Here is a 23,008-nt window from a genome sequence, read left to right as displayed (position 1 = left end):
CCGGTGATGGCCGGGTCAAAGCTGCTGTCCCAAGTCTAACTGGTGTGCCGGAGGGCTCCGCAACCTAGACTCATCCCATGATCTTGCCAGTTCCCGGCGGCATCCGGTGGTGAGGCCGCGGCGCGGCCGGGTCCTCTCATGGGACGTCCTGGCTTCGCTGAGCGCCGCCCCGGTGGCGGCCCTCTCCGTGTTCCGTGCGGTGCCGGCAAAGTGGCCCACGCCGGTGGTCCAGTTGCTGTCCTTCACCCCGTGGCTCGTCCTGCCTGCCACAGCGGCCGTCCTGTCCGGGTTGCTGAGCTATCGCAGGTGGCTCGCCCCGGCAACGACCGCGCTCCTGGCGGTGCAGCTGTTCTGGCTGTTTCCGCGGGAGCGGTTCTTGTTCCCCGTCCGCAGCCAGGACCCGCCGGATCAAGGCGTCGCCCTGGTGGAACTGAAGGTGATGAGCATCAACGCCAAGCTGGGCAGGGCGGATGCGGCCGGGATCGTCCGGCTGGTCCGCGGGGAGGGCATCGGGCTGCTGGCCGTCCAGGAACACACGCAGGCGCTGGAGGACCGGCTGGCCGCCGAGGGTCTGGCCGCGCTTCTTCCCCACCGGATCAGCCGTCCCGTTAAGGGTGCAGCCGGGAGCGCCGTGTACTCGGCTCACCCGATCCGGCTGATGGGATTACTGCCGGATGCACCGTTCCAGATCCCCACGGTCCGCGTCGCCGTGGAAGCCGGCGGGCAATCCGCGTCCCTGGACGTCACGAACGTGCATACCCAGGCACCGGTTGGTGCGCGGATAGCGCAGTGGCGCGGCGACCTGGCGGCCCTGGGCAGGCTCATGGCCAGCCCCGGGAACCTGCTGCTGATGGGGGACTTCAACGCCACGTACGACCACCTCGAGTTCCGGCAGCTCCTCGCGGGCGGTGCCGGCGGCGCGAAACCTGTGGATGTCGGAATGGCGGAAGGATGCCGGCTTGTTCCTACCTGGCCCATGGACGGCCTGGCGCTGCCGGGCATCGTCATTGACCACTTGATCACGAGCCCGCAGGTCCGGAGTGCGGCGTATTCGGTGCACCCTGTGGCCGGGACCGACCACGCCGCCATCGTGGCGACGCTCGCCGTCCCGGCTGCGCCATAGGGCCCGCCGTGGCAGCCTGCCCGGCCCGGAGCAGACCGCGTCAGCTTGTGCGGATGACCTTGAAGTTGGAGGCCTGCGCCACCGGGCGGATCACGATCTGGTCCAGGTTGACATGGTGCGGCGCCACGACGGCGTACCGGACGACATCGGCGACGTCGGCGGCCGTCAGCGGTTTCTCCACCCCGGCGTACACGTTGGCGGCCGCTTCCTGGTCGCCGAGACGGTTCAGCGCGAATTCCTCGGTGTAGACCATGCCGGGGGCCACCTCGATCACGCGGAGGTTGTGCTCGGCCTCCTCCAGGCGGAGGGCGCCGGTGAGGGCATGCTGGGCGAACTTCGCAGCGTTGTAGCCGCCGCCGCCCTCGTAGGCGGACAGCCCTGCCGTCGATGTGAGGTTCAGGACGGTGCCTTCCCCGCAGGCTCGCAGCATCGGCAGGAACGCCCGGGTGAGCTTCATGGTGCCGAGGACGTTGACCTCGAACATCCATTCCCAGTCCTCGGTCCGGGCGCCACCGATCTTGTCCGCACCCCGGGCACCGCCGGCGATGTTGATGAGGGTGTCGATGCCGCCGGCGCGGGTCACTTCGTCGAGCAGCCGGGCGACGTCGGCGTCGTCCGTCACGTCAGCCGGGATGGCGACGGCGCCGGTTTCGGCCGCGAGCGCCTCAAGGCGGTCCGCGCGGCGGGCCACGGCGAAGACCGTCCACCCTTCGGTGCGCAGCGCGCGCACGGTGGCCTCTCCGATTCCGGTGCTGGCGCCTGTGACTACTGCTGCTCGATTTGCAGTTCCTGCGTTTTGGATTCCCTCAGTCATGGGACCACCCTAACCGCAATTCCCGGCCCGTTGCCTGCAGCGCAACGACTCGGTCAGTGCGCCTGGCTAGTGCCGGCCGCTTCGTTGCAGGAACTCCATCAGGACCCGGGCGTGGTTGGTCTCCGGGTCCCGGGCCCCGAACAGCAAGGTCACTTTCCCGTGGTCGGCCGCGAGCTCCCGCAGGGTCTGCACGGCCGGGTTGGTTTCGAGTTCCGCTTCGTAGGCGGTGCGGAAGTCCGCAAACCGTTCCTGCATGTGCGCGAACTCCGTCCGGAGCGGCGGTGACGGCGCAACTTCCTTGAGCCACAGTTCCAGGTGGGCGCGCTCCTTGCTGACCCCCCGGGGCCAGAGCCGGTCCACCAGAACCCGCCAGCCGTCGTCGTCCGCGGGTTCGTCATAGACGCGCTTGATCGCAAAAGTTCCGGCAGATTTCTCCATAGTGCGCATGCTACTGCAGGTCAGCGCCGCGGTACGTGAAAGAATTGGCGCATGGCTGAAGACAATCAGGGTACAGACACGCCCACCACCGCCCCCATCAACGTTCCGGACAAGCCCGCCCTCGAGGGGCTCGAAGACGCCCTCACCCGGCGCTGGCTTGACGACGGGACCTACAAGTTCAACCCTGACACCACCCGCGAGCAGGTGTACTCGATCGACACCCCACCGCCCACGGCGTCGGGGTCCTTGCACGTCGGCCACATGTTCTCCTACACGCAGACGGACGTCCTGGCGCGCTACCAGCGCATGACCGGCAAGAACGTCTTCTACCCGATGGGCTGGGACGACAACGGCCTGCCCACCGAACGCCGCGTCCAGAACTACTACGGCGTGCGCTGCGATCCCTCCATTCGGTACGACGCCGGCTACCGTCCGCCGGCAGAGCCCGCCAAGAACCAGCGCGATTTCGACGTCATCTCCCGCCGGAACTTCATCGAACTGTGCGAGGAACTCGCCGTCGAGGACGAGAAAGTCTTCGAAAACCTCTTCCAGACGCTGGGCCTGTCCGTCGACTGGGACCTCACGTACCGGACCATCGACGATAACTCCCGCGCCGTTTCGCAGCGCGCGTTCCTGGCCAACCTCGCCGCCGGCGACGCCTACATGGCCGAAGCCCCCACCCTGTGGGATGTCACTTTCCGCACAGCGGTGGCCCAGGCCGAGCTGGAGGACCGCGAAGTCGCGGGCGCGTACTACCGCTACCCGTTCTTCACCGCCGAGGGCGAGAAGATTTTCATCGAGACCACCCGCCCCGAACTGCTGGCCGCCTGCGCCGCGCTCGTGGCAAACCCCGACGATGAGCGGTACCAGCCGCTGTTCGGCAAGAAGGTCACTTCACCCCTCTTCGGCGTGGAGGTGGAGGTCAAGGCCCACCCGCTCGCCAAGGCGGACAAGGGATCCGGCATCGCCATGGTCTGCACGTTCGGCGACCTGACCGACGTCACCTGGTGGCGTGAACTCCAGTTGCCGACGCGCGCGATCGTGGGCCGTGACGGCCGCATCATCGGCGAGACCCCGGACTGGATCACCACCGAAGAAGGCCGCGCCAGCTTTGAGGCAATCGCCGGCAAGACAGTCTTCAGCGCCAAGGAAACAGTGGTGGAGCGCCTGGCCGGGGCGGAACTGCTCGACGGCGAGCCCAAGAAGATCATGCACCCCGTCAACTTCTTCGAAAAGGGCGACAAGCCCCTCGAAGTCGTGACCTCGCGCCAGTGGTACATCCGCAACGGCGGACGTGACCAGGAACGCCGTGAACGGCTCATCGGCCGCGGCCACGAAATCGACTTCCACCCGGCGTTCATGCGGTCCCGCTACGAGAACTGGATCTCCGGACTGAACGGTGACTGGCTGGTCTCCCGCCAGCGTTTCTTCGGCGTGCCGGTTCCCGTCTGGTACCCGCTGGACGCCGACGGGAACCCGGACTTCGCCGCCCCCATCGTTCCGGCCGACGCGCAGCTCCCGGTGGACCCTGCGGCGGATGCGGCGCCCGGCTACGAGGAAGCCCAGCGCAATATCCCGGGCGGCTTCACCGGCGACGCCGATGTGCTCGACACCTGGGCCACGTCCTCGCTGACGCCGCAGATTGTCGGCGGCTGGAGCACCGACGAGGCACTCTTCGCCAAGGTCTACCCCTTCGACCTGCGTCCCCAGGGCCACGACATCATCCGGACCTGGCTGTTCTCCTCCGCAGTGCGTGCCGATGCCCTGCAGAACACCGCGCCGTGGAAACATGCCGCGATCTCCGGCTGGATCCTGGACCCGGACCGCAAGAAGATGTCCAAGTCCAAGGGCAATGTGGTGGTTCCGACCGACGTGCTCGAGGAGTACGGCTCGGACGCCGTGCGGTACTGGGCCGCCTCGGCCAAGCTCGGCGCGGACACCGCCTATGAGATCGCGCAGATGAAGATCGGCCGCCGCCTGGCCATCAAGCTGCTCAACGCCTCGAAGTTCGTCCTGAACCTCGGCGCCACCGAGGACTCCGTGGTCTCCTCCGACCTCTCGGTGCTGGCCAACCCCCTGGACCGCGCAGTGCTGGCCCAGCTCTCCGATGTCGTCCTGCAGGCCACCAAGGCGTTCGGGAACTACGACTACGCCCGGGCCCTGCAGATCACCGAGAGCTTCTTCTGGCACTTCACGGACGACTACGTGGAGCTCATCAAGGACCGCGCGTACGGTGCCGCCGGGGAAGCGCAGCAGGCGTCCGTACTGGCCGCGCTGGCAACGAGCCTGGACACGCTGCTCCGGCTCTTCGCCCCGTTCCTGCCTTTCGCGACGGAGGAAGTCTGGAGCTGGTGGCGCACAGGCTCCGTGCACCGCGCCGACTGGCCGTCGGCCGTGGACATCGACGGCGATACGACCCTCCTGGCCACCGTCGGGACCGCGCTCAGCGGCATCCGCAAGGCCAAGTCCGAGGCCAAAGTCAAGCAGCGCACTGAGGTCCTGTCCGCGACTATCACGGCCTCGGAATCCCTCACGACCCAGCTGAAGGCCGGACTCGCCGACCTCAAGGCCGCGGCCAACGCCCGGGAACTGGCGCTCGTGGCCGGCGACGGCGAACTTGCCGTGAGCGACGTCGTCCTGGCCGAGCCCGAGGCGCCCGCGGCGCCCGCGGCGCCCGTGCCCGCCTAGCGGCGCAGCCGCGACAGCGGTCAGGAACACTGCGGTCAGCGACACGGCGGTCACGAACAAACAGAAGGGGCACTCCCCGGCTTCAGCCGAGTGGAGTGCCCCTTCCCGTTCCGGACGCCAGTTACGGATTTTTCAGAGCTGGGCGGCCGTCTCGAAATGCGTGAGCACCGGCGGCGCGGCGAGGAGGTCGCCTAGCCCGCTGCCGCCGTCACCGGCACGCCAGGCGCGGTACGCGGCGTCGTGCTCCAGCGAAGCCCACCGTTCGACGACGAGAACGTGCGCCGGATCCTTGCTGTCGACGAGCACGTCCACGCCGAGACAACCGTCAAATGAACGGGTATCGGAAAGGATCTCCTGGAGCGCGGCGGGCGCCCCGGCCACGGACTGCTCTTTGAGTTTTAGGTCAAGGTGGGCGGTGATAGGCATGACGCTCCAATGCTGGGGGGGACTCACGATGCGGTACATGGCCGGGCGGGCGCCCGGCTCGGCCCATTATCGCAGGGCAGGCATCACCGCTGCTCTGCGATACTGATGGCCCACGCCGCGTTGACGAGGCCGATGTGGCTGAACGCCTGCGGAAAGTTCCCCAGCAGTTCGCCCGATTCCGGGGCCACTTCCTCCGACATCAGGCCCAGATCGGTGGCAAACGCCGCGGCGCGCTCGAAGACCTCCCGTGCCCGCGCCGTCCGCCCCGCCAAGGCCAGGGCATGGGCGAGCCAGAACGTGCACAGCAGGAATGATCCTTCCTCCCCTGGGAACCCGTCAGCCGTCCGGTACCGGTAGACCAGGCCCCGGGCGTCCGTGAGCCGCGCCTCGACCGCGTCCAGAGTGGAGAGCATGCGGGCGTCATCGGCCGGGAGGAACCCCACGATGGCCAGCAGCAGCGCCGAGGCATCGAGGTCGGCCGAGCCGTAGGCCTGCGTGTAGGAGCCAGCCTCCGCGCTCCAGCCGTTTTGCCGGATCGAGGCCGCGATCCGGTCGCGTGCTTCCATCCACCGGGGAACCCTCTCCTCCGCGTCCAGCAGCGCGGCGAGTCCGATGGCCCGGTCCACCGCGACCCAGCACATCAATTTTGAGTGCAGGTAATGGCGCGGCTCCCCGCGGCTCTCCCAGATGCCTTGGTCCGGGGAGTGCCATTGGGCAGCAGCGGTATCCGCAGCCTCCGCCAGGAACTCCCGCGTGCGGGGTGCCATGTCCACGAGAAATTCCGGCAGGGTTGCAGCCGCGTCCAGCAGCTCCCCGTACACGTCGAGCTGGCGCTGGTTCCAGGCGCCGTTGCCGACCCGGACGGGCGAGCTCCCCCGCCATCCCGGCAGGTGGGGCAGTACGCGTTCGCTCAGGTCCAGTTCCCCGCCGACACCGTACATGATCTGCAGGTCCGCACCGTTGCCCGGTCTGGCCGCCGCGTCGGCAGCCGCCGCGGCCAGGAAGCCGAAAAACTTGCCGGCCTCGTCAGGGCAGGCCGCGACCCAGAGAGCCTGCAGGGTCATGCTGGCATCCCGCACCCACGTGTACCTGTAGTCCCAGTTCCGCGTTCCGCCCGCCACCTCCGGAAGGGACGTCGTCGGCGCGGCCACGATCGCGCCCGTGGGGTAGAACGTCAGCGCCTGCAGGATCCGGCCGCTGACGGCGACCAGTTCCTGCCAGGGGCCCTTGTAGCTCTGGTGGATCTCAGACCAGCTGATCCAGCCCTGCAGGGTGTCCTCCAGGCGGTGCGCGATCGCGGCCTGTGTCCAGAACCGCGGGGTGGCCTCTCCGCCGTCCCTGTGTTGAAGCGCGAAGCCAAGGACGTCTCCGGCCTTCAGCGCGAACGTGCCGCGGGCCGCCGGCCCGTCGACGTCGTGGGCGCCGGGGCCGGAGAGGGCCAGGACTTCAGCACCTTCCGCGCCGGCCAGCACCAGAAGGCCGCCATCATCCACCGCCAGCCTCGGCGGGAATTCCCCGTAGCCGGGCCTGGGCGCAAAGACCGACTCCACCCCGACTTCCCCCGCCAGGCACCGCACCTGCCGCAGGAGCGTCCCGGGAGCATCGGCGCCCAGGTCGTGACCCCGCTTTCCGTCGCCGAGGACCAGCGCGTCCGTCACGGTGAGGACCCCGCCCGGCAGCGTGTACCGCGTCTGGAGCACCATGCTTGCTTCCACATAGCGCCGGGAGACGGCAGCCGGACCGGGGGGCTTGATTGCCCAGAACCCCGCCTCCGCGCCAAGGATCCGGGCGAACGCAGAGGGGCTGTCAAAGCGGGGAAAGCAGAGCCAGTCCACGGAACCGGAGGAACTGACCAGCGCGGCCGACCGGCAGTCCGAGAGGAGGGCGTAGTTCGCAATCGGCTCGCTCGTCATCGCTGCACCCTGGGGTCTCGGCACGCCTGTTTTCGGGCAAAGGGGAAGCCCCATCAGCGTTAGCCGTCGGTGGGGCTTCGACTTTTCGATTGTCACGTGACGTCTTAGACAATCTGGCAAGATCCTCTGACTTCCAGGTCTTCCTACCTCGTCACTGGTAGCCATCATCTGACTTTGCCGAAGGCTGCGTCGGATGAGTGTCACTGAATCTTTGGTTCCTGCGTCCCACAACTTTCGAAGTGGGTAAAGTCAATTGTTCTCCCCGGCACCCGGATGCACAAGAGCCCCGGCAGAACTACACGGGAGTAGTTCGGCCGGGGCTCGTGCGCCGAAGCTCACGCTCAGTCGAAGACGGGGCTTTCGGTCCGGCTGCGCTTGATTTCGAAGAAGTAGGGGAAGGACGCGAGCGTCACAGAGGCGTCCCAGAGCCGTCCGGCCTCCTCGCCCCGCGGGATGCGGGTCAGCACGGGGCCGAAGAAGGCGGTTCCGTTGAACGCCACAACCGGCGTACCGACGTCCTGGCCGACGAGGGAGATACCGGCGTCGTGGCTCGCACGCAGCCGGGCGTCGAACTCATCCGTCCGGCCGGCTGCGGCGAGCTCGGCCGGGAGGCCGACCTCGGCCAGCGACTTGGCAATGACCTCGTCGACGTCGGCGTTGCCCTCGTTGTGGATCTTGGTGCCCATGGCGTCATAAAGCGCTTTGATGTACTCGGTGCCGTGCTTTTCGGATGCGGCGGTGATCACCCGGACCGGCGCCCACGCCTTCGCCATGAATTCCTTGTACTGCGCGGGGAGATCCTCGCGGCCGTCATTGAGCACGGCGAGGCTCATGACGTGCCATTCGGTGGTGACGTCGCGGACGTCTTCGACTTCGCCGATCCAGCGGGACGTGACCCAGGCGAACGGGCACATCGGGTCAAACCAGAAGTCAGCTTTGTTGGTCTCTGCTTGAGTGGTCAGGGTTTCAGGCACAGGTGATCTCCTAGGGAAGTCTGGGGAAAGTCGCATTGCGCCGGCGTGGCGGCCGCGCGCGCTAAAGGTGACAGCGGCGCAGGCCGCGGATTTATTCCGGATCAGGCGGACTTACGGCGCTTGACGTCGTGCGCGATCATGGTCGGCGCGGCCTTCTTGGAGACTACGTCTTCGGTGATCACGACAGTTGCGATGTCGTCACGGCTGGGGAGGTCGAACATGACGGGAAGCAGGACTTCCTCCATGATCGCGCGCAGGCCACGGGCGCCGGTGCCGCGTTCGAGCGCCTGGTGGGCAATGGTATTGAGCGCCTCGTCCTCGAAGACCAGTTCGACGCCGTCCAGCTGGAACATCTTCTGGTACTGCTTCACGAGGGCGTTCTTGGGGGTGGAGAGGATCTGGATCAGGGCCGCACGGTCGAGGTTGGACACCGTGGTAATGACGGGCAGACGGCCGATGAATTCAGGGATGAGGCCGAACTTCAGCAGGTCCTCGGGCATGACGTCGCCGTAGGAGTCCGTCGTGTTCTTGACCTCGTTGAGCGGGGCGCCGAAGCCGATCCCCTTGCGCCCGGATCGTGAACCGATGATCTCCTCGAGGCCTGCAAAGGCCCCGGCGACGATGAACAGCACGTTGGTGGTGTCGATCTGGATGAATTCCTGGTGCGGGTGCTTCCGTCCGCCCTGCGGCGGGACGGAGGCGACCGTGCCTTCGAGGATCTTCAGCAGCGCCTGCTGCACGCCTTCGCCCGATACATCCCGGGTAATGGAAGGGTTCTCGCTCTTGCGCGAGATCTTGTCGATCTCGTCGATGTAGATGATGCCCTGCTCGGCCTTCTTGACGTCATAGTCGGCGGCCTGGATGAGCTTGAGGAGGATGTTTTCGACGTCCTCGCCCACGTAGCCGGCTTCGGTCAGCGCGGTGGCGTCGGCGACGGCGAAGGGGACGTTGAGCCGTCTGGCCAGGGTCTGGGCCAGGTACGTCTTGCCGCAGCCGGTGGGCCCGATCAGGAGGATGTTGGACTTGGCGATCTCGACGTCGTCGTGGTGGATGCCTTCGGCGAGGCTGCCGCTCTTGGGGGCGTGGCCGGCCTGGATGCGCTTGTAGTGGTTGTAGACGGCGACGGCGAGGGAACGCTTTGCGGGCTCCTGGCCGATCACGTATTCCTGCAGGAAGTCAAAGATCTCGCGGGGCTTGGGCAGTTCAAAACTGCCCAGGTCAGCTACTTCCGCGAGTTCTTCTTCAATGATCTCGTTGCAGAGTTCAATGCACTCATCGCAGATGTAGACGCCGGGCCCGGCAATGAGCTTGCGTACCTGCTTCTGGCTCTTTCCGCAGAAAGAACACTTCAGCAGATCCGTGCTCTCGCCAATCCGAGCCATGTGTGAACCCCTCTAGTATCTTGCCGCTGGCTGTCTGTAGCTCCTGCGCAGCGCTGCACTCATTACTGGAATCACGGACGTCCCTTGGGAGATGCCAGCCGTGACATGTTCCACTCTAGGTCACTTTGGGTCCGTTGGGTGGAAAGCTGACGCCGGTGCGGCCATTTGGAATGAGCCGCACCGGCGCCGTGGATTGCTTCTTACTTGGCGATTGCCTGGGACTTGATCTTGCGGGAATCGAGGACCTGGTCGATCAGGCCGTACTGCATGGCCTCGGCGGCCGTGAGGATCTTGTCCCGCTCGATGTCGTTGTTGACCTGCTCCGGTGTCCGGCCGGAGTGCTTGGCCAGGGTGTCCTCCAGCCAGGACCGCATGCGCATGACCTCGGCAGCTTGGATTTCGAGGTCGGAGGCCTGTCCGCCCTGGCCGCCCGAGAGTGAGGGCTGGTGGATCAGCACACGCGCGTTCGGCAGAGCAAGGCGCTTGCCGGGCGTGCCGGCCGCGAGCAGCACGGCGGCGGCACTGGCCGCCTGTCCGAGGCAGACGGTCTGGATCTCCGGCCGGATGTACGTCATCGTGTCGTAGATCGCGGTCATCGCGGTGAAAGAACCGCCCGGGGAGTTGATGTAGAGGGTGATGTCGCGGTCCGGGTCGGTGGATTCCAGTACCAGCAGCTGGGCCATGACGTCGTCCGCCGAGGCGTCGTCGACCTGGACGCCCAGGAAGATGATCCGGTCCTCGAACAGCTTGGTGTACGGGTCCTGGCGCTTGAAGCCGTAGGGGGTACGCTCTTCAAACTGCGGCAGCACGTAGCGGCTGCTCGGCAGGTTGCCGGCAGTCGATCCGAAATTGTAGTTCATGTTCATCGCTCCTGAATTCATTACTGTCTACGTGCCGGTCAGTTCTCGGTGGCTGCGCCTGCGGCTGAGCCACCGCTGGAGCCGTTGGCGTTGGTCCCGCCGCCGCCTGCCACGGATCCCGCGTGCGCCGCGATTTTGTCGAAGAAGCCGTATTCCAGGGCTTCCGGGGCCGTGAACCACTTGTCGCGGTCGTTGTCCTTGAGGATGGTCTCCACGCTCTGCCCGGTCTGGTCAGCAGTCAGGTCCGCCATGACTTTTTTCATGTGCAGGATCAGTTCAGCCTGGATCTTGATGTCCGAGGCCGTGCCGCCGATGCCGCCGGAGGGCTGGTGCATCAGGATGCGGGCGTTGGGGGTCGCGTAGCGCTTGCCCTTGGTGCCGGAGGAGAGCAGGAACTGGCCCATGGAAGCGGCGAGGCCTGTTGCCACGGTGACCACATCGTTCGGGATGAACTGCATGGTGTCGTAGATGGCCATGCCTGCCGTGACGGAGCCGCCGGGTGAGTTGATGTAGAGGTAGATGTCCTTTTCAGGGTTCTCGGCCGAAAGCAGCAGCAGCTGCGAGCAGATCGCGTTGGCGTTCTCGTCGCGGACCTCGGACCCGAGCCAGATGATGCGCTCTTTCAGCAGGCGGTTGTAAATGTAGTTATCCTGGGCTGCCGGATCGACCGTAGCCATCCGGGGTGCCCCTGCTTGCTGTGACATATGTACTTACCTCTCGCTGGCAACGGTGACGCCACTTGACGACATCACTGAACTTTCCTATATGGACACTAACGGTTTTCGAAGGCCGTTTGTGCTCAGCTGACGGGCTGTTCGCTGACGGCGCACGATTGCCGGCGCCCTGCGCGCCCGGCACTGGCGGGAGGCCCGGCAGGCTTAAATGCGGCAGCCCCCGGATCGGTGATCCGGGGGCTGCCGCGGTGATTCTAAGGCGCAGTTGCTAGAACTTCACTGCTGCCGGGTCATCGCTTGTCGCGGACTCGGTGGCAGCTGCTTCCTCGGCAGCTTCTTCCTCAACCTCGGCAGGAGCCTCTTCGCCGCCGGAGCGGACGAAGTCGCTGAGGTCAACCTTGTTGCCCTCGGAGTCGGTGACCTCGGCCTGGCCCAGGACTACGGCCAGCGCCTTGCGGCGGCGGACCTCGGAGACCATCATGGGCACCTGGCCGCTCTGGTCGATGATCTGGGCGAACTGGTTAGGGTCCATGCCGTACTGGCTGGCGGTGGTGACGATGTAGTCGATCAGCTCGTTCTGGCTGACGTTGACTTCTTCCTTTTCGGCGATGGCGTCAAGGATGATCTCGTTCTGGAAGGCACGCTCGGTGTTGGCCTTGACCTCGGCGCGGTGCTCCTCGGTGTCGTGCTCCCCTTCACCGTGGGTGTTCTCGGCCTTGAAGTGCGCCTCGAGCTGCTCTTCGACGACGGATTCCGGAACGGGAACCTCGACGAGCTCGACGAGCTTGTCCAGGACCTTGTCGCGGGCCTCGACGCCCTGCTCGACGACCTTGGACTCGGCGGCCTGCTTGGCGAGGTCCTCGCGGAGTTCGGCCAGGGTGTCGAATTCGCTGGCCAGCTGGGCGAAGTCGTCGTCGGCGACGGGGAGCTCGCGCTCCTTGACGGACTTGACGGTGACCTTGACCTGCGCGGACTCGCCGGCGTGCTCGCCGCCCACGAGGGTGGTGTCGAAGATGGCGTCCTCGTCGGCGCTGAGGCCGGCGACGGCCTCGTCGAGTCCCTCGAGCATGGTGCCGGCGCCGACCTGGTAGGACAAGCCTGCGGCGGAGTCGACCTCGGCCCCCTCGATGGTGGCGGCGATGTCGATCGTCAGGAAGTCGCCGTCGGCGGCCGGACGGTCGACGGACTTCAGCGTGCCGAAGCGGCCGCGGAGTTCGTCCAGGGCCTTGTCGACGTCTGCGTCAGTGGACTCGGCGGCGGCAACCTCAACCTTGATGCCGGAGTAGTCAGGCAGTTCGATCTCGGGGCGGACGTCAACTTCGGCGTGGAACTTGAGTTCACCGTCGGTGGCGGACGGGTCCGGCACCTCAGTGATTTCGACCTCGGGACGGCTCAGCGGGCGGATGCCGGTTTCCTGCACAGCGGCCTGGTACCAGCCGTTGAGGCCTTCGTTAATGGCCGTCTCCAGGACGTAGCCGCGGCCAACGCGCTGGTCAATGAGCTTGGAGGGGACCTTGCCCTTGCGGAAACCGGGAACCTGGATCTGCGAAGCAACAGTCTTGTATGCCTCTGCGATGCTGGGCTTCAATTCCTCAAAGGGGACCTCAACATTGAGCTTGACCCGCGTGGGGGTGAGGTTCTCGACAGCGCTCTTCACAGTCTAAGTACTCCTGGTTTTAGGGGGTGGGGTTCTGCGCCGCCAAGGTCTGGCGGTACCTACAGAGTCGGGGTGACAGGATTTGAACCTGCGACTTCCTGCTCCCAAAGCAGGTGCTCTAGCCAAGCTGAGCTACACCCCGTAAGTGCACAGAACAGTCTACGGTCATCCCGGGGGGATTTGCACATTTGACACTGGGGCACTGAATTAGGTTTAGTTGTATCCGGCTTCAACAGCCGACCGGAAGTTTGCCGGAAGTTCAGGCAGGCTCCCGGGGACGTAGCTTAGTGGTAAAGCCTCAGTCTTCCAAACTGATGATGCGGGTTCGATTCCCGTCGTCCCCTCCAGGTCCGCCATACGCTGGTGCGAAGAAAGCCCCTCTCCGGAGGGGCTTTTTCCATGCCCGGGGCGCGTCTCCTTCACACCCCCCATCGACTGCTCCATAACTGCCCTTCCGGCGGTTCAAAAGGGCAGGTATGGAGCAATGGACGGGGAGTCGGCGTCAGATATGTCGCCTAGGCCTGCTGGCACTGCCGGCACCAGTACAGCTTCCGCGCCCCAAGCTCCGTGAGCGCCACGGCCGTTCCGCAGACCCGGCAGCCCAGGCCGTGCCTGCGGTAGACGAAGTGCGCGTCCTCCGGTCCCGGCAGGCCGCCAGCCGAGCCGTCGGAAGCAGGGCCGCCGGAAGCAGCAGGATCGGATTCTGTCCCCTGCGGCGTCCAGTACCGCGCCGGGGTGGTGATGATCCGGCCGTCGCGCACGCCGTCGGACATCATGGCCACTGTGTCATCCCAGAGCAGCCGGGCTGCACGCTCCGGCAGGGAGTTTCCGGGCAGCCACGGGTTCAGGCGCTGCCGGAACAGGAGCTCGGCACGGTAGACATTCCCGACACCGGCAATGAGCTTCTGGTCCATCAGCAGCGCCGCCACGGGAGTCCGTTTGGCACGCACCCCGGAAACGAAACGCTCCCGGCTCCCCGGCAGCCCGCGCAATGGATCCGGCCCCAGCCGGCCCATAACCGCCGCCGTTTCAGCCTCGGTGATGGCCTCGCATGTCGTGGCGCCGCGGAGATCGGCCCAGCCGTGGCCGCTAGCGAGACGCACGCGCACGGCACCCACGGGGTCGGGCGGCCCGGCGTAGGCAGGCAGGGCCGCACCGTCGTCGTAGACCTCCCGCTCCCCCACCTTGCGGGGCGCGCCGATGCTCGAGGCACCGCGGAACGTGCTGTCTCCGCCGAAATCCCAGGCGCCGTAGAGGCCGAGGTGGACGTGCAGCACCAGCCCGTGGTCAAACTCCAGGAAGAGATGTTTCCCGTGCGCGGTTGCGCCCGCCAGGACGTGCCCGTCCAGCAGGGCAGCACCCGCTGCGAACCTCCCCTGCGGGCTCGAGACCGCGAGGCGCTGCCCCGCGAAGACGTCGCCGAACTGGCGTGCCAGCCGGTGGACCGAATGCCCCTCCGGCACTACTCGATGACCTCGCCTGTGCGCTCGTAGGCGGCAATCTTGCCGATCCGGCGCACGTGGCGCTCGTCGTGGCTGAACGGCTCCGCCAGGAACGCCTCGATGATGGCGGTGGCCTCCTCCACGCTGTGCTGGCGGCCGCCGACGGCGACTACGTTGGCATCGTTGTGCTCGCGGGCCAGCTTCGCCGTGGACAGGTTCCAGGCCAGCGCGGCCCGCACGCCCTTGACCTTGTTCGCGGCGATCTGTTCGCCGTTGCCGGAGCCGCCCAGGACGATCCCCAGCGCGTCCGTGCCGGCCTCCTGGTCTGCCACGACGGCAAGCGCGGCATTGATGCAGAAGGACGGGTAGTCATCCAGTGCATCGTAGACCCTGGGCCCGTGGTCCACGACGTCGTAGCCCTTGGCGCTGAGGTGGCTGACGAGGTGGGCGCTGAGCTCCATGCCGGCATGGTCGGTGGCGATGTGCACGCGCGGGAAGTCAGGTGTGGTCACGGCGTATCCGTTCAGTTGGGGCACCGGTGGGCTGCCGGGCTGCGGGGTGGGGACTGCTCCAAGCCTACTAGGGCACCTGCATCCAGCCGGTTCCGGCCCGCACCGGCCCGTTCTTCTGGCCCTTCCTTACCCGCGCGGCGCGTTGCCGTCCCGGCGCGCCCGGGCAGCCACCCGGGAAAGTACATGGGCCACGTTGTCCGCCGACGCGATGCTCCCGCCGCTCACGGCCAGCCGCCGCCCGTCGGAACGGTCGACGACGACGGCGGGGCCGCTGCCGACCAGCAGGGCCGTGGTGCCTCCGTGGCTCCGGTAGCCCCAGCCGCCGTAGTCCGCCGCTTTGACCTCCAGCGGCGTCGCGGCGTCAATGGCTGCGGCCGGCACGTCCATGACCCGCAGGACTCCCGCGGCAAAAACCCGCAGGCCCTTCCGGTCAACCCGGATGCGCGCGAACAGGAACGCCGCGGCGAGCAGGGCCACAGCCACCAGCAGCGCAGCGAGCCACGGCACGGCGATGGCCAGGAGGGCCGCGGGCAGGAGCGTCGCAATCCCGATCATGACGAACACCGAGCTGCGGGCATGCACCCACAGGCTGACGACGTCCCTGGCCAGCTCAGGATCCCGTTCATGTTCCAGAGCCTCCCGGATGGCCCTGTCGTCGTCGACGGACCAGCGTTCGTCGGCCTTGAAGACAAAGCCCATGACGACGCCGAGCGAGAGGGCCGCGCCGCTGCCCAGCGCGAGCACGGACGCGTCCACATGGGAATTCCGCGCATCGGGCAAACCCAGCTGACCCACCAGGACGGCGGCCAGGACAGTGGTGACAAAGAGGCTCAGGGACAGCCCCGCCCCCATCATGATGCGGCGCATCACGGCGGGCCGGGACAGCGGCACGGCCTGGAGCAGCACGGCCCAGCCGGCCAGGACGATCATTCCCGCACCGGCTCCCACGACGGCGGGAAACGGCGCGAAGTCAGCGGCCCCGGCCTCGGTCCAGCGGACGGCCAGCGGCTCGGGCAGCTCGGGCCGGACGAGAAAGGCACACACCACGAACCCGGCGGCCAAAATCAGGGGGAACCCGATCGCAAAACGCAGGGCCCTGGCATCGACGGCATCCCGAAACTTTCCCATAGTCCCAACGCTACCCCGGCCGGCCTGCCGCGATCAGGGTGCGTGTGATGCGCGCAACTTGCCAAGAGCCAGCGACGTGAAAGAATAATTTCACAGTATCGACCGGAGGCCGCGGCCGCCCGGCACCATCGAACAATTCTGGAGGCCCAACTTTGCCCGGTATGAACCTGACGCGCGCCGAAGCCCGCGAGCGCGCCGCACTGATCGCCGTCGACTCCTATGCGGTCAGCCTGGACCTGACGCGCGGCGAGCACGTTTTCGGCTCCACGACGGCAGTGAAGTTCACCGCGGTGCCGGGGTCCTCGACCTTCATCGACGCCGTGACCCACTCGGTGCACAGTGTCACGCTGAACGGGCGCGCGCTCGATCCGGCCGAGGTTTCCGACGGAATTCGGATCGCGCTTCCGGATCTGGCGGCTGACAACGAGCTTGTGGTCGTGGCCGACGCTCCGTACATGAACACGGGCGAGGGACTCCACCGCTTCGTGGATCCGGTCGACAGCGAGGTCTACCTGTACACCCAGTTCGAGGTCCCCGATTCACGGCGCATGTTCGCCGTCTTCGAACAGCCCGACCTCAAGGCCAGCTTCACGTTCACCGTCACGGCCCCCTCGCACTGGGACGTCGTCTCCAACTCCCCCACCCCCGTGCCGGTGGAGGCCACCCCAGGGGAGGACGGCGGCGCCCGCTCCGTCTGGGAGTTCACGCCCACGCCGAGGCTCTCCTCGTATGTCACTGCGCTGATCGCAGGGCCCTACCAGTCTGTCCGCAGCGAGGTGACGTCGGCGGCGGGCCGGGTCACTCCCCTGGGCATCTTCGCCCGCAAGTCCCTCATGCAATACCTCGATGCGGACAACATCTTCGAACTCACCCGCCAGGGCTTCGAGTTCTTCGAGGCCCAGTTCGGCTGCCCGTACCCGTTCGAGAAGTACGACCAGCTCTTCGTGCCGGAGTTCAACGCCGGCGCCATGGAGAATGCCGGGGCCGTCACCATCCTGGAAGGCTACGTCTTCCGCAGCAAGGTCACCGACGCCCAGGTGGAGCGCCGCGCCATCACTGTGCTGCACGAGCTCGCGCACATGTGGTTCGGGGACCTCGTGACGATGCGCTGGTGGAACGACCTCTGGCTGAACGAGTCCTTCGCCGAGTACATGTCCCATCTGGCCGCCGTGGAAAACACCAAGTTCGACCACGCCTGGACCACCTTCGCCTCGGTGGAGAAGTCCTGGGCCTACCGCCAGGACCAGCTGCCCACCACGCACCCGATCTTCGCCGAGATCAACGACCTCCAGGACGTCGAGGTGAACTTCGACGGCATCACCTACGCGAAGGGCGCGTCGGTGCTGCGCCAGCTCGTGGCCTGGGTGGGTCCGGAAGAATTCATGTCCGGCGTCCGCGAGTATTTCAGCAAGCACGCCTGGCAGAACACCGAGCTCAGCGACCTCATGGCCGAGCTCGAGAAGGCCAGCGGCCGCGACCTCGAAAAGTGGGGGCAGCTCTGGCTTGAGACCGCCGGCGTCAACACCCTCACGCCGGACGTCTCCGTCGGCGCGGACGGCCTGATCTCCTCCTTCGCGATCCTGCAGACGGCGATCGAGAGCGAGCCCACCCTGCGGCCGCACCGGCTCGCCGTCGGCTTCTATAACGTCAACGCTGCCGGCAAGCTGGAGCGCGTGCACCGCGAGGAGCTCGACGTCGACGGCGGGCGCACCGAGGTTCCCGCCCTCGCCGGCCTTGCCCGGCCGGACCTGATCCTGCTCAACGACGACGATCTCGCCTACGCCAAGGTCCGCCTGGACCCGAAGTCCCTCGCCACGGCTGCAGCCCACCTGAAGGACTTCAGCCAGAGCCTCCCCCGGACACTGGTGTGGGGCTCCGCCTGGGATGCGGCCCGCGACGGGGAATCACCGGCCCGCGGCTATGTGGAACTGATCCTCGCCAACATCGCCGAGGAATCCGATTCCTCCGTGATCCTGGTCCAGCTCCGCCAGCTGGCGACCACGCTGACCTTCTACGTGGCCGAAGAGCACCGGGAAGCCACCTCGGTTGCTGCGGCCGACCAGCTCTGGGAGCTCGCCTCCGCCGTTGCGGCAGGTTCGGACGCGCAGCTGCAGTTCGTGAAGTCGTACGCCCTGCTGGCCCGCAGCACCGGGCAGCTGGACACCGTGGCCGGCCTGTTGGACGGCTCCTTGACGCTGGACGGGCTGGCCGTGGACCAGGACCTTCGCTGGGAACTGCTGGCGTCCCTTGTCACCGGCGGCCGTGCCGGACAGGAACAAATCGATGCCGAGCTCGGGCACGACAACACCGCCAACGGCCAGAATGCCGCCGCCCTCGCCAAGGCAGCCATCCCCACTCCGGAGGCCAAGGCCGAGGCGTGGGAGTCGATTGTGGTCAAGGGCGATCTCTCCAACGCACTCCAGGGTTCGGCCGTCACGGGCTTCACCCGGGTGCTGGACCCGGCCCTGCTGGAGCCGTACTCGGAGAAATACTTCGAGGCCGTTCCGGGCATCGTTGCCACCCGGACCCATGCGCTCGCCCAGCAGATCGTCGTCGGGCTCTACCCGGCGCAGCTGACCACGCAGGCGACCGTGGACCGTACGGATGACTTCCTCGCCTCGCTGCCGGAAGACAGCGCGGCGCTGCGGCGGATGATGCTGGAGAACCGCGACGGCGTGGCCCGCGCCCTGCGGGCCCGCCAGGCCGACGTCGGCTAGGAGCCCGTACCGGAGCCCCGCCCAACTAGCTCGCAGCAGGGGCCGTTTTGGACCCCCATAACGGCCTTAGCTGCCAGCTAGTTGGGCAGCGACGTGCCTTAGTGTGGACTCATGAGCCTCGACGAGCACCGCTACGCGCTGACAGTCCGCTGGACCGGGAACCGGGGCGAGGGAACGGCGTCGTACCGCGGCTACTCACGGGACCACGACGTCGAGATCCCCGGACTTCCCGTCCTCAAGGGCTCCGCCGATCCGACGTTCCACGGGAACCGGGCGCGCTACAACCCGGAGCAGCTGCTGCTGGCGGCTCTCTCGCAGTGCCACATGCTCTCCTTCCTGCATGTGGCTGTGAAGCACGCAGTGGTGGTGACAGCCTATGAGGACCAGGCTGCGGGCCTGATGCGGACCAACCGGGACGGCAGCGGCCAGTTCGAGTCCGTGACGCTCCGGCCCCGGGTGACCGTTGCCGACGCGGCGTCGCTGGGGCTGCTGGAGGAACTGCACATCGAGGCCAACAAGGTGTGCTTCATTGCCCGGAGCGTCAACTTCCCGGTGCTGCACGAACCCGTGGCCGTCGTGGCTGCCCAGGCGGACTGAACGCGGGGCAACGCTGCGGCACTAACCTTGAAGGTGAACAACGTGTTTGCGCCGGGCCGATGCCGGGCGCCCGGAGCGATGCAGATCCGGAGTGCCGGCCGGAAAATCCTGGCCGGCAAGCGCAACAGCCAAAGGAGCACCCCCGCCGATGTACCGCACGTCCCCTACTGAGACGATCACCCCGCCGGACATTTCGGCCATCAACGTGCCCGGACTGCTCATCAGCATCGGGGTCGGCGTCGCCGTGTGGCTCGTGGCGTCGTTCGTCATCGCAGGGATCACCAAACGCGTCGCGGCCGGGACCACGTTCTTCAAGAAGCCGCACTTCCGCTGGGTGGCCCCCGCACTGCGCGCACTGGACCATGAACGGCGTGTCCAGCGGGCCAACACCATCGGCTCGCTGCTCAACAGCGTCGTCGGCGTGCTGATCGCCGTCATCAGCATCATCTACGTGTTCAAGAACCTCAACGTGGACATTGCCCCGCTGCTGACCAGCGTCGGAATCCTCGGCGTGGCGATCGGCTTCGGCGCCCAGCAGCTCATCCGCGACTTCCTCGCGGGCATCTTCATCACCATTGAGGACCAGTACGGGATCGGCGACGTCATCGAAACGTCCGAAGTCGTCGGCACGGTCGAATCCATGGGCCTGCGGATCACCCGGGTGCGGGCAGACGACGGGACCATCTGGTACCTGCGCAACGGGGAAATCCTGCGCGTGGGCAACCGCTCCCAGGGCACCTACGTCGCCCCCGTCCAGGAAACCGCGGACAGCCCCGACGCCGGGGCGGCACCCCAGCAGAAAGCCGGAGAATAACCGTGACGATCCCCAGCGCCGGCGAGCCCCGCCAGCCCAAGATGCTGATGCAGAACGACCCCTTCAGCCAGCCCGGCTACACCGACAACTTCTACGTCGCCGTGGGCGGCCACGAGACCTTCGTGAAACTCATCGATGTGTTTTACGACGGCGTCGCGACGGATCCCCTGCTGCGGCCCATGTACCCGGAACAGGACCTCGGCCCGGCCAAGCGGCGTTTCCTGATGTTCCTGGAACAGTACTGGGGCGGCCCGACGACGTACGGCGAGGAACGCGGGCACCCGCGGCTGCGCATGCGCCACCAGCCCTTCCGCGTCACCCCGGAGGCGAAGGACCGTTGGCTGCTTCACATGCGCACCGCGGTGGATGCCCTTGAGCTTCCGCCGTTGTACGAGGGAACGCTCTGGGACTACATGGAACGGGCTGCCCTGTCCATGGTGAACAGCCCGTCCGGGGCCTGAGGCCGGACGTGGAAAGACCCCGGAGGCACTTGGGGGAATGTCTCCGGGGTCTTTCTGTGTACAAGACTACCCTGCAGGGTGCCAAACGAGACTTCTGGAGCCGCTCGCGCCCGACTGCGAGCCGCGGAACCCCAGTTGCCGGCGAAGTGAACGAGAAGCGCAATCACGAGGAACGCGACGAGCACGTGCGATGTCGTCGTCAGCGCCGCCGGCCAGCCGCCGTCGGCTCCGCGCCCCCACGAGAAGACGAGGAAGGCCACCGGGTAGGTGAGCCACACGACGGGACGCCACCCGTTGCCGCGCACGGTCCGCGTTACGAGGATCCAATCGAGCGCGACGAAGAGCGGCGCCAGACGGTGGTCGCGAGCCGGGGCCAGTACATGTCCCAGCTCCACCACGGCTCGCCCGGCGGGGCCACGAGGACCGGTAGATGATTCCCGTCATCACCAGATAGAGGACCAGCGCGCCGGCAAGTGATCCCACCACTGTGGCAGCCGCGTCCGCGGCCACGTGGCGGACGCGAGAAGCACGAGTCCGCGAACCCCCGTCAAACTCACGGCGATCACCGGCGCTGACGCGACGCTTTGCCCCCTATGGAGCACATCCGTACTAAGGATCCTAGAGTCCTGAGCCGGTGCGGACCAGGACGTGCCCGCGGCTGCCGCTGAGCCGGAACCACCGTCCGGCTCGCAACAGCTGCTGCTCCCCGTCAGCCAGGAAACCCAAGGTGAGCGCCGCGAACGCGGCGCCCGCCGGCAGGCCGCCGGCGCCGGGCAGGGCCCGGCCCCACACAGTGGCGCGGGCGTTGTTGACGATCAAGGCACCGGGCTGGTCCGGAATGACTGCGGCAACTTCGGCGATGCCGGCCTCCGCGGCCTGCCGCAGCGCGGTGTCCCGGAGGGTGCCGAATAGCTCCCACCCGCCCCGCGGCGCCCCCACACCGGCCCATGACTCGGCCACGTTCACCGGCGGCAGCGGCAGCTCGACGTCGTTCTCCCCCGCCCGTGCAAGCCGGTCCAGCACCGCTGACAGCGGCACCGTCACATCGGTCTCGGCAGGCTGCGCCAGCGCCATGGTGCGCAGGCCCAGGATGGTGGGCGTGGATTCCCCCAGCAGCCGGGGCCGCAGCACGCACACATAGGCGGCGAGCACGGGACCGGACGCCTGCAGCCGGATGGCGCCGTCGTCAATGGACTTGGCGCGGGTGGCGAACGTGCGCAGGTCGGCAAGGTCTCGGGGATCGGTGAACCGCAGGGGCTGGGTTAGGACGTCAGACACAATATGGACTCTACCGGTTGTGCCTCTTTTGAGCGGTGCCGGGGTGACGTCTAGAGTCAAACCATGACTGAAGCCGAAGCCGGATTGCAGGGGCTGCCCACGCAGGACCCCACCTCCTCGCTCATCCAACTCCTGAACCTCGGCGAGCTGGAAGGCGCCCGGACGGACGAGGACATTTTCATGGGCCCTTCGCAGCAGCAGCCGCGGCACCGGGTCTTCGGCGGACAGGTGCTGGCGCAGTCCCTCATCGCGGGCAGCCGCACCGTTGCCCCCGGCCGCAGCGTGCATTCCATGCATGGCTATTTCCTTCGCCCGGGAGACGCCAACAAGCCCATCACCTTCGGCGTCCAGCGTCTCCGGGACGGCCGGTCCTTCTCCGCCCGCCGGGTCCACGCCTACCAGGAAGGCATGCCGATCCTGTCGATGATCGCGTCCTTCCAGGACGAGGACGAGGGCATTGAGCACCAGTCCGAGATGCCCGCCGGCATCCCCGCCCCGGAATCCCTGCCCAGTACGGCCGACCTCCTGGGGAAGTTCGACCACCCGGTTGCGAGGCACTGGGCCTATGAACGGCCGTTCGACATCCGGCACGTCGACCCGGCGCTGTACGTCTCGGCCAAGGGCCGCAAGGAAGCACGCAACGCCGTCTGGATGAAGACCTTCGGGCCGATGCCGGACGACCCCGGCCTGCACCGGGCCGCCCTGGCGTACGCGAGCGACTACACCTTGCTCGAGTCGATCCTCCGCAAGCACGGAATGAGCTGGATCACGCCCGGAATGTCCGTGGCGAGCCTGGACCACGCCATGTGGTGGCACCGTCCCGTCCGGGTGGACGAGTGGCTGCTCTACGTCCAGGAATCCCCCAGCGCCCAGGGCGCTCGGGGCCTTGCGACCGGCAAGATCTTCAGCCAGGACGGCCGCCATGTGGCAACGGTGGCGCAGGAGGGCATGATCCGTGTTCCGACGGACCTCAAGCACAAAGTGGCGGGCGCGGTCCAGTCCAAGGTCCTGCAGCACCAGATGCGCAAGGCCGAGCACCGGTGACGCCGGGCCGAGCGTCCGCAGGATGACGAGAAAAGGCCGGCTCCCCGCGGGGAGCCGGCCTTTTGT

Annotated in this window: 20 protein-coding genes and 2 tRNA genes; 8 read left to right on the top strand and 14 right to left on the bottom strand. The window is 67.0% G+C overall.

What is annotated here, in order from left to right; all coding sequences use genetic code 11:
* Positions 1-109: 109 nt before the first annotated feature.
* Positions 110-1,123, top strand: a complete 1,014-nt coding sequence (locus AC1DCZ_RS10015) for an endonuclease/exonuclease/phosphatase family protein (protein ID WP_476974446.1) — start codon at positions 110-112, stop codon at positions 1,121-1,123.
* Between the two features lie 40 nt (positions 1,124-1,163).
* Here AC1DCZ_RS10015 and AC1DCZ_RS10010 read toward each other — a convergent pair whose 3' ends face one another.
* Both AC1DCZ_RS10010 and AC1DCZ_RS10005 read right to left on the bottom strand, forming a co-directional pair.
* Positions 1,164-1,937, bottom strand: a complete 774-nt coding sequence (locus AC1DCZ_RS10010; protein ID WP_476974445.1) for an SDR family oxidoreductase — start codon at positions 1,935-1,937, stop codon at positions 1,164-1,166.
* A 66-nt stretch (positions 1,938-2,003) separates the two neighbouring features.
* A complete protein-coding gene (locus tag AC1DCZ_RS10005) occupies positions 2,004-2,375 on the bottom strand; it encodes a DUF488 domain-containing protein (RefSeq protein ID WP_476974444.1) in 372 nt (123 codons plus the stop codon).
* Between the two features lie 51 nt (positions 2,376-2,426).
* Between AC1DCZ_RS10005 and valS the strand changes: the two genes are divergently transcribed.
* Entirely contained in the window at positions 2,427-5,063 is a 2,637-nt protein-coding gene (gene valS / locus AC1DCZ_RS10000) for a valine--tRNA ligase (RefSeq protein ID WP_476974443.1), read from the top strand.
* A 132-nt stretch (positions 5,064-5,195) separates the two neighbouring features.
* Here the strand turns inward: valS and AC1DCZ_RS09995 are convergent, their stop codons facing one another.
* The 8 genes from AC1DCZ_RS09995 to AC1DCZ_RS09960 all read right to left on the bottom strand — a co-directional run bounded on the left by AC1DCZ_RS09995 (position 5,196) and on the right by AC1DCZ_RS09960 (position 13,091).
* Positions 5,196-5,489, bottom strand: a complete 294-nt coding sequence (locus AC1DCZ_RS09995; RefSeq protein ID WP_476974442.1) for a putative quinol monooxygenase — start codon at positions 5,487-5,489, stop codon at positions 5,196-5,198.
* Positions 5,490-5,572: 83 nt separating this feature from the next.
* The gene (locus AC1DCZ_RS09990; protein ID WP_476974441.1) at positions 5,573-7,402 is read right to left on the bottom strand and encodes a glycoside hydrolase family 15 protein; all 1,830 of its coding nucleotides are present in this window, start codon (positions 7,400-7,402) and stop codon (positions 5,573-5,575) included.
* 341 nt (positions 7,403-7,743) lie between these two features.
* On the bottom strand, positions 7,744-8,376 hold the full coding sequence (locus tag AC1DCZ_RS09985) for a mycothiol-dependent nitroreductase Rv2466c family protein (protein ID WP_476974440.1): 633 nt from the start codon (positions 8,374-8,376) through the stop codon (positions 7,744-7,746).
* Between the two features lie 101 nt (positions 8,377-8,477).
* Positions 8,478-9,758, bottom strand: a complete 1,281-nt coding sequence (gene clpX, locus AC1DCZ_RS09980) for an ATP-dependent Clp protease ATP-binding subunit ClpX (protein WP_476974439.1) — start codon at positions 9,756-9,758, stop codon at positions 8,478-8,480.
* A 200-nt stretch (positions 9,759-9,958) separates the two neighbouring features.
* Entirely contained in the window at positions 9,959-10,618 is a 660-nt protein-coding gene (locus AC1DCZ_RS09975) for an ATP-dependent Clp protease proteolytic subunit (protein WP_476895707.1), read from the bottom strand.
* 38 nt (positions 10,619-10,656) lie between these two features.
* Positions 10,657-11,295: an ATP-dependent Clp protease proteolytic subunit gene (locus AC1DCZ_RS09970; protein ID WP_476974497.1), complete on the bottom strand. Its 639-nt coding sequence runs from the start codon at positions 11,293-11,295 to the stop codon at positions 10,657-10,659.
* Positions 11,296-11,560: 265 nt separating this feature from the next.
* Positions 11,561-12,949 carry a trigger factor gene (gene tig, locus AC1DCZ_RS09965; protein WP_476974438.1) on the bottom strand — a complete coding sequence of 463 codons (1,389 nt, stop codon included), beginning with the start codon at positions 12,947-12,949 and terminating at the stop codon, positions 11,561-11,563.
* Between the two features lie 67 nt (positions 12,950-13,016).
* Positions 13,017-13,091, bottom strand: a tRNA-Pro gene (locus AC1DCZ_RS09960).
* Between the two features lie 131 nt (positions 13,092-13,222).
* Here AC1DCZ_RS09960 and AC1DCZ_RS09955 point away from each other — a divergent pair.
* Positions 13,223-13,296: transfer RNA gene (locus tag AC1DCZ_RS09955), tRNA-Gly, on the top strand.
* A gap of 168 nt (positions 13,297-13,464) precedes the next feature.
* Here the strand turns inward: AC1DCZ_RS09955 and AC1DCZ_RS09950 are convergent.
* The 3 genes from AC1DCZ_RS09950 to AC1DCZ_RS09940 form a co-directional block, all read right to left on the bottom strand.
* Entirely contained in the window at positions 13,465-14,412 is a 948-nt protein-coding gene (locus tag AC1DCZ_RS09950) for an Fpg/Nei family DNA glycosylase (protein WP_476974437.1), read from the bottom strand.
* Positions 14,412-14,903 carry a ribose-5-phosphate isomerase gene (locus AC1DCZ_RS09945; RefSeq protein WP_476895704.1) on the bottom strand — a complete coding sequence of 164 codons (492 nt, stop codon included), beginning with the start codon at positions 14,901-14,903 and terminating at the stop codon, positions 14,412-14,414. Before AC1DCZ_RS09945 ends, AC1DCZ_RS09950 begins: the two co-directional genes overlap by 1 nt.
* A 126-nt stretch (positions 14,904-15,029) precedes the next feature.
* Positions 15,030-16,031: a hypothetical protein gene (locus AC1DCZ_RS09940; protein WP_476974436.1), complete on the bottom strand. Its 1,002-nt coding sequence runs from the start codon at positions 16,029-16,031 to the stop codon at positions 15,030-15,032.
* A gap of 161 nt (positions 16,032-16,192) precedes the next feature.
* Here AC1DCZ_RS09940 and pepN point away from each other — a divergent pair, with 161 nt between their 5' ends.
* The 4 genes from pepN to AC1DCZ_RS09920 all read left to right on the top strand — a co-directional run bounded on the left by pepN (position 16,193) and on the right by AC1DCZ_RS09920 (position 20,620).
* Entirely contained in the window at positions 16,193-18,748 is a 2,556-nt protein-coding gene (gene pepN / locus AC1DCZ_RS09935) for an aminopeptidase N (RefSeq protein ID WP_476974435.1), read from the top strand.
* Between the two features lie 111 nt (positions 18,749-18,859).
* Positions 18,860-19,345, top strand: coding sequence for an OsmC family protein (locus AC1DCZ_RS09930; protein ID WP_476974434.1), 486 nt, complete (start codon positions 18,860-18,862; stop codon positions 19,343-19,345).
* Positions 19,346-19,493: 148 nt separating this feature from the next.
* Positions 19,494-20,159 carry a mechanosensitive ion channel family protein gene (locus AC1DCZ_RS09925; protein WP_476974433.1) on the top strand — a complete coding sequence of 222 codons (666 nt, stop codon included), beginning with the start codon at positions 19,494-19,496 and terminating at the stop codon, positions 20,157-20,159.
* 2 nt (positions 20,160-20,161) lie between these two features.
* Positions 20,162-20,620, top strand: coding sequence for a globin (locus AC1DCZ_RS09920; protein WP_476895699.1), 459 nt, complete (start codon positions 20,162-20,164; stop codon positions 20,618-20,620).
* 618 nt (positions 20,621-21,238) lie between these two features.
* Here AC1DCZ_RS09920 and AC1DCZ_RS09915 read toward each other — a convergent pair.
* Positions 21,239-21,898 carry a DUF8185 domain-containing protein gene (locus AC1DCZ_RS09915; protein ID WP_476974432.1) on the bottom strand — a complete coding sequence of 220 codons (660 nt, stop codon included), beginning with the start codon at positions 21,896-21,898 and terminating at the stop codon, positions 21,239-21,241.
* A 63-nt stretch (positions 21,899-21,961) separates the two neighbouring features.
* Between AC1DCZ_RS09915 and AC1DCZ_RS09910 the strand changes: the two genes are divergently transcribed.
* A complete protein-coding gene (locus AC1DCZ_RS09910) occupies positions 21,962-22,942 on the top strand; it encodes an acyl-CoA thioesterase (RefSeq protein ID WP_476974431.1) in 981 nt (326 codons plus the stop codon).
* The last annotated feature ends 66 nt before the right edge of the window (positions 22,943-23,008 follow it).

Source organism: Arthrobacter sp. 10N418 (genome assembly GCF_056394725.1).
This window is presented reverse-complemented; position numbering and strand designations above follow the sequence as displayed.